The organism is Melaminivora alkalimesophila (assembly GCF_000282995.1).
GTDB lineage: Bacteria > Pseudomonadota > Gammaproteobacteria > Burkholderiales > Burkholderiaceae_C > Melaminivora > Melaminivora alkalimesophila.
The window spans coordinates 1-5,472 of the sequence record NZ_ALEE01000606.1; the positions used below are offsets into that span (position 1 = coordinate 1).

The following is a 5,472-nucleotide window of genomic DNA, read 5'->3' on the forward strand; positions in this document are numbered from 1 at the left end:
GCCGCGCGCGCGCGCAGGCCACCGCGATGCGCGCGCGCACTTGCTGCAGGTTTTCGGCGATCGTCGTCATAATCCTTCGCGGCCGAGCGTAGCAGCTCCGCGGCCGCCAACCGAGACCATTCGAGGGAATTTCGTGGACATCACCCAACTGCTCGCCTTCAGCGTCAAGAACAAGGCCTCCGACCTGCACCTGTCGGCCGGGCTGCCGCCCATGATCCGGGTGCATGGCGACGTGCGGCGCATCAACGTCGACGCGCTGGACCACAAGACGGTGCACGCCATGGTCTACGACATCATGACCGACTCCCAGCGCAAGGTGTACGAGGAGTTCCTGGAAGTGGACTTCTCCTTCGAGATCGAGGGCCTGGCGCGCTTTCGGGTGAACGCCTTCAACCAGTACCGCGGCGCGGGCGCCGTGTTCCGCACCATTCCCAGCAAGATCCTGACGCTCGAGCAGCTCAACGCGCCGAAGATCTTCGGCGAGCTGGCGCTCAAGCCGCGCGGCCTGGTGCTGGTGACCGGCCCCACCGGCTCTGGCAAGTCCACCACGCTGGCGGCCATGGTCAACCACCTCAACGAGAGCCACTACGGCCACATCCTGACCGTGGAAGACCCGATCGAGTTCGTGCACGAATCCAAGAAGTGCCTGATCAACCAGCGCGAGGTTGGGCCCATGACCCTGTCCTTCGCCGCCGCGCTCAAGTCGGCCCTGCGCGAGGACCCGGACGCGATCCTGGTGGGCGAGATGCGCGACCTGGAGACCATCCGCCTGGCCATGACGGCCGCCGAGACCGGCCACCTGGTCTTCGGCACGCTGCACACGTCCAGCGCCGCCAAGACCATCGACCGCATCATCGACGTCTTCCCGGCCGAGGAAAAGGAGATGGTGCGCGCCATGCTGTCGGAGTCGCTGCAGGCGGTGATCGCGCAGACGCTGTGCAAGACCAAGGACGGCGCGGGGCGCGTCGCGGCGCACGAGATCATGCTCGGCACCAGCGCCATCCGCAACCTGATCCGCGAGTCCAAGGTGGCGCAGATGTACTCCGCCATCCAGACCGGCAACAGCGTGGGCATGCAGACGCTCGACCAGAACCTGGCGGACCTGGTGCGACGCAACATCATCAGCCCGGCCGAGGCGCGCAGCAAGGCCAAGATTCCGGAGAACTTCCCCGGCTGACGATGCCATGTCGATGAAGGGCCTCCTGGGGTGGTTGCCACCCGCGCCCCCGCCCCGGGACGGCCCGGGCGCCGGCGATTCGCAGCTGTTCGCCAGCGCCTTCGATTCGCAGCGGGCCACGCCCGCGCAGCTCGTGCCCTGGCATGCCCGCGCCGTCGAGGTCGGGGCCAGGCCCCTGTCGGCGCGCCGCGGCGGCCCGATGCTGCAGGCGCTGTGGGCGCGCGACCACTCCATGGCGCTGCTCGGGGCCGACGCGCTGCAGCGCCTGACGCGCTTCTTCGAGTTCGCCACCGTGCCCGCGGGCCGCGACGTGATCCGCCAGGACGAGTACGGCAACTTCCTCGTGGTGGTGCTGACCGGCACGCTGGCGGTGGACCGCGCCCTCGCCTGGGGCGAGCCGGTGCGCCTCGCGGAAACCCGCCCGGGCGAACTGCTGGGCGAGATGTCGCTGCTCGACAGCGGCCAGCGCTTTGCCACCTGCACCACCCTGAGCGACTGCGAGTTGGCCGTGCTGGGGGCCGAGGCCATGGACGAGATGATGGCGCGCGACGCCCAGCTGGCGGCCGGCGTGGTCGCGTTGCTCGCGCGCAAACTGGCACGCCACCTGCGGCTGGTGAGCGCGCGCCTGGGCGACAATCGTCTTTGATGCAGCAGGACAGCGCCCACCGGGCGCGGCCTGAAGAACACGGGAGGGACACCGCATGGAACGCGATCAGGCGAGTAAATTCATCAACGACCTGCTCAGGCTGATGGTCAGCCGCGGCGGCAGCGACCTGTTCATCACGGCCGAATTCCCGCCGGCCATCAAGGTCGACGGCCAGGTGACCAAGGTCTCGCCGCAGCCGCTCACGCCTTCCCACACCCTGACGCTCGCGCGCTCGATCATGAGCGACCGCCAGGTGGCGGACTTCGAGCGCACCAAGGAGTGCAACTTCGCCATCTCGCCGGCCGGCATCGGCCGCTTCCGGGTGAACGCCTTCATCCAGCAGGGCCGCGTCGGCATGGTGCTGCGCTCGATCCCGACCACGCCGCCGACCATCGACGGCCTGGGGATGCCGCAGGTGCTCAAGGAAATCGTCATGAGCAAGCGCGGCCTGTGCATCCTGGTGGGCGCGACCGGCTCGGGCAAGTCCACCACGCTGGCGGCCATGCTCGACTGGCGCAACGAGCACACCCACGGCCACATCATCACCATCGAGGACCCGGTGGAATTCGTGCACCCGCACAAGAACTGCGTGGTCACGCAGCGCGAGGTCGGGCTGGACACGGACAGCTGGGAGGCGGCGCTCAAGAACACCCTGCGCCAGGCGCCCGACGTGATCCTGATGGGCGAGATCCGCGACCGCGAGACCATGGAGCATGCGGTCGCCTTCTCCGAGACCGGCCACCTGTGCCTGGCCACGCTGCACGCCAACAGCGCCAACCAGGCGCTGGACCGCATCATCAACTTCTTTCCCGAGGAGCGGCGCGCGCAGCTGCTGATGGACCTATCGCTGAACCTGCGCGCCATGGTCTCGCAGCGCCTGCTGCCGCGCCAGAACAACAAGGGCCGCGCCGCTGCCGTCGAGATCATGCTCAACACCCCGCTGATCGCCGACCTGATCTTCAAGGGCGAGGTGGTCGAGATCAAGGAAATCATGAAGAAGAGCCGCAACCTCGGCATGCAGACCTTCGACCAGTCGCTGTTCGACCTGTTCGAGGCCAACGTCATCAGCTACGAGGACGCGCTGCGCAACGCCGACTCGGTCAACGACCTGCGCCTGCAGATCAAGCTGAGCAGCCAGCGCGCGCGCACCACCGACCTCGCCGCCGGCACCGAGCACCTGACCATCGTTTGAGGCACTGCGCATGAACCCGAGCATCCAACCCCGCACCTACGCCCCCACCGCCCCGCGCCGCGTCGCCTTTCTCGGCCTCGGGGTCATGGGCCACCCCATGGCCGGCCACCTGGCGCGCGCCGGCCACGCCGTCACGGTCTACAACCGCACCGCCGCACGGGCTGCCGCCTGGGCCGAGGAATTCGGCGCGGCATCGGGCGCCCGCCCGGCACCCACGCCGCGCGCAGCCGCCGAGGGCGCCGACATCGTCTTTTGCTGCGTCGGCAACGACGATGACCTGCGCTCGGTGGTCCTGGGCGAGGACGGCGCCTTCGCCGGCATGCAGACCGGCGCCATCTTCGTGGACCACACCACCGCCTCGGCGGCGGTGGCGCGCGAGCTCTACGCCGAGGCGCGGGGGCGCGGCCTGCACTTCGTCGACGCGCCGGTCTCCGGCGGCCAGGCGGGCGCGCAAAACGGCCAGCTCACCGTCATGTGCGGCGGCGACCAGGCGGCCTTCGACGCCGTCGCGCCGGTGGCCGAGGCCTTCTCGCGCGCCTTCACGCGCATCGGCGAGAGCGGCGCCGGGCAGCTGGCGAAGATGGTCAACCAGATCTGCATCGCCGGGCTGGTGCAGGGGCTGTCGGAGGCCGTGGCCTTCGGCCAGCTCGCCGGTCTGGACATGCCGCTGGTGCTGGACGTCATCGGCAAGGGCGCGGCGCAGAGCTGGCAGCTCGACAACCGCGGCAAGACCATGGTCGAGGGCCGCTTCGACTTCGGCTTCGCCGTCGACTGGATGCGCAAGGACCTGGGCCTGGTCCTCGACGAAGCACGCCGCAACGGCGCGTGCGTGCCCGTCACGGCGCTGGTCGACCAGTTCTACGGCGACGTGCAGCGCGCCGGCGGCGGCCGCTGGGACACCTCCAGCCTGGTCACGCGGTTGCAGCCGCGCCGCGAGGGCTGAAGGCGCCGCCGGCGCCCGCTCAGGGCTTGGCGGGCGCGGCCGCCGGGTCCTGCGTCACTGGGGCGGGCCGCGGCGCGTGGCGCGCCAGCTCCTCCTCGGAGATCAGCTCGAACACCCGCACCACCTTGCGCACGCCATTGACGCCGCGCGCGATCTCCGCCGCGCGCGTGGCCTCGCGCTGCGTCACGCGGCCCATCAAATACACCACGCCCCGCTCGGTCACCACCTTGAAGGCGCTGGCCGTCAGATCCTTGGCGTCCACCAGGCTGGCGCGCACCTTGCCGGTGATGAAGGTGTCGTTGGAGCGTTGCGAAAACGTGGTCGGCGCCATCACCGCCAGCTCGTTCACGATCGAGGCCACGTTCTCCACGCCACGCACGATCTGCTCGACCCGGGCGCGCTCCTCCTGCGTCGGCACCTCCCCGGTCAGCAGCACCTGGCGGTTGTAGCTGGTCACGTTGACGTGGACGCGCTCGCCGGTGGCCTCGCGGATGCGGCTGGCCGCCCGCAGCTCGATGCCCTCGTCCTCGACCTGCGTGCCGGCGGTGCGCCGGTCGATGGCCATCATCGTGCCCACCATGGCACCGCCGCCGATCACCAGCGGCGCGCAGGCCGCCAGCGTCGAGCCGAGCGTGATGGCGGCCAGCGCCGTGCCGAGCCCGCGCAGCAAGATTGGGTTCATGACATTACCTCCTGGTCTCCAAGCAATTGCAGGTCCAGCCCGTCGCACAGACAGTGCAGCACCAAAAACTGCGCCTCGCGCACGCGCGCCAGCCGCTCGTGCGGCACGCAGATCAGCACATCGGTCTCGCGCAGCAGGCCGGCCAGGCGCCCGCCCTCGCGCCCGGTCAGGGCAATGACGCTCATCTCGCGCTCGTGCGCCGCCTCGACGGCGCGCAGCAGCGCGGGCTCGTTGCCCGTGGTGGCCAGCACCAGCAGCACGTCGCCCGCGTGGCCCAGCGCATGCACGTGGCGCGCGAGCGCCGGTGCCTCGGCCGGGCCGCCCTCCGCGGCGCCACAGGGCCAGCCGGCATCCGGCACCAGCGCCAGCGCGGCGATGCCCGGGCGCTCGCGCTCGAAGCCGCTCACGCACATGCTGGCAAACAGCTGGGCGAGCGAGGCGCCGGCGCCGGCGCCGCAGGCCAGCAGCTTGGCGCCGCTGGTCACGCTGGCGACGATCGCGTGCACCGCCGCCGCGGTCGGGCCGGCGAGCATCTGCGCAGATTGGTATTTCAGGTCGGCACTGTCGATGAAGTGCTGCTGGATCCGGTGCTCGAGCATGGGGCCGAAATCATACCCGCGCCGCCGCGGAGCCCGCGCGCGGCGTGGGGCCTCCTCACTGCGCGTCGAAGGCGGCGCGCACCCAGCGCAGCTCGCCCTGGTCGATCAGCACCGCATCGAAACGACACGGCGGAGGCTCTCCGCCCAGGCGCATCAGGAAGCAGCGGGCGGCAAACACGATGCGCCGCCGCTTGGTGGCGCCGATGCTGGCCGCCGCGCCGCCGTGGCTGGGG

Annotated in this window: 7 protein-coding genes; 4 read left to right on the forward strand and 3 right to left on the reverse strand. The window is 70.5% G+C overall.

From position 1 onward, the window contains the following. Positions 1-133 precede the first annotated feature (133 nt). From A612_RS11865 to A612_RS11880, 4 genes are read left to right on the forward strand one after another with little or no spacing between them, the layout of a single operon-like run. Positions 134-1,177 (forward strand): type IV pilus twitching motility protein PilT, encoded by a 1,044-nt coding sequence (locus tag A612_RS11865; protein WP_019374691.1) that lies wholly within the window; start codon positions 134-136, stop codon positions 1,175-1,177. A gap of 13 nt (positions 1,178-1,190) precedes the next feature. Further along, the gene (locus A612_RS11870) at positions 1,191-1,823 is read left to right on the forward strand and encodes a Crp/Fnr family transcriptional regulator (RefSeq protein WP_040436757.1); all 633 of its coding nucleotides are present in this window, start codon (positions 1,191-1,193) and stop codon (positions 1,821-1,823) included. A 55-nt stretch (positions 1,824-1,878) separates the two neighbouring features. Then, a complete protein-coding gene (locus tag A612_RS11875; RefSeq protein WP_019374693.1) occupies positions 1,879-3,015 on the forward strand; it encodes a PilT/PilU family type 4a pilus ATPase in 1,137 nt (378 codons plus the stop codon). Positions 3,016-3,025: 10 nt separating this feature from the next. After that, positions 3,026-3,958 (forward strand): NAD(P)-dependent oxidoreductase, encoded by a 933-nt coding sequence (locus A612_RS11880; protein WP_019374694.1) that lies wholly within the window; start codon positions 3,026-3,028, stop codon positions 3,956-3,958. Positions 3,959-3,977: 19 nt separating this feature from the next. Here the strand turns inward: A612_RS11880 and A612_RS11885 are convergent, their stop codons facing one another. The 3 genes from A612_RS11885 to A612_RS17990 all read right to left on the reverse strand — a co-directional run. Next, the gene (locus A612_RS11885) at positions 3,978-4,640 is read right to left on the reverse strand and encodes a BON domain-containing protein (protein ID WP_019374695.1); all 663 of its coding nucleotides are present in this window, start codon (positions 4,638-4,640) and stop codon (positions 3,978-3,980) included. Beyond that, complete coding sequence (locus A612_RS11890) at positions 4,637-5,239, reverse strand: SIS domain-containing protein (protein ID WP_019374696.1); 603 nt, start codon at positions 5,237-5,239, stop codon at positions 4,637-4,639. Before A612_RS11890 ends, A612_RS11885 begins: the two co-directional genes overlap by 4 nt. 55 nt (positions 5,240-5,294) lie before the next feature. After that, positions 5,295-5,472: YraN family protein (locus A612_RS17990; protein ID WP_019374697.1), on the reverse strand; the 178-nt coding region annotated here is incomplete at its 5' end.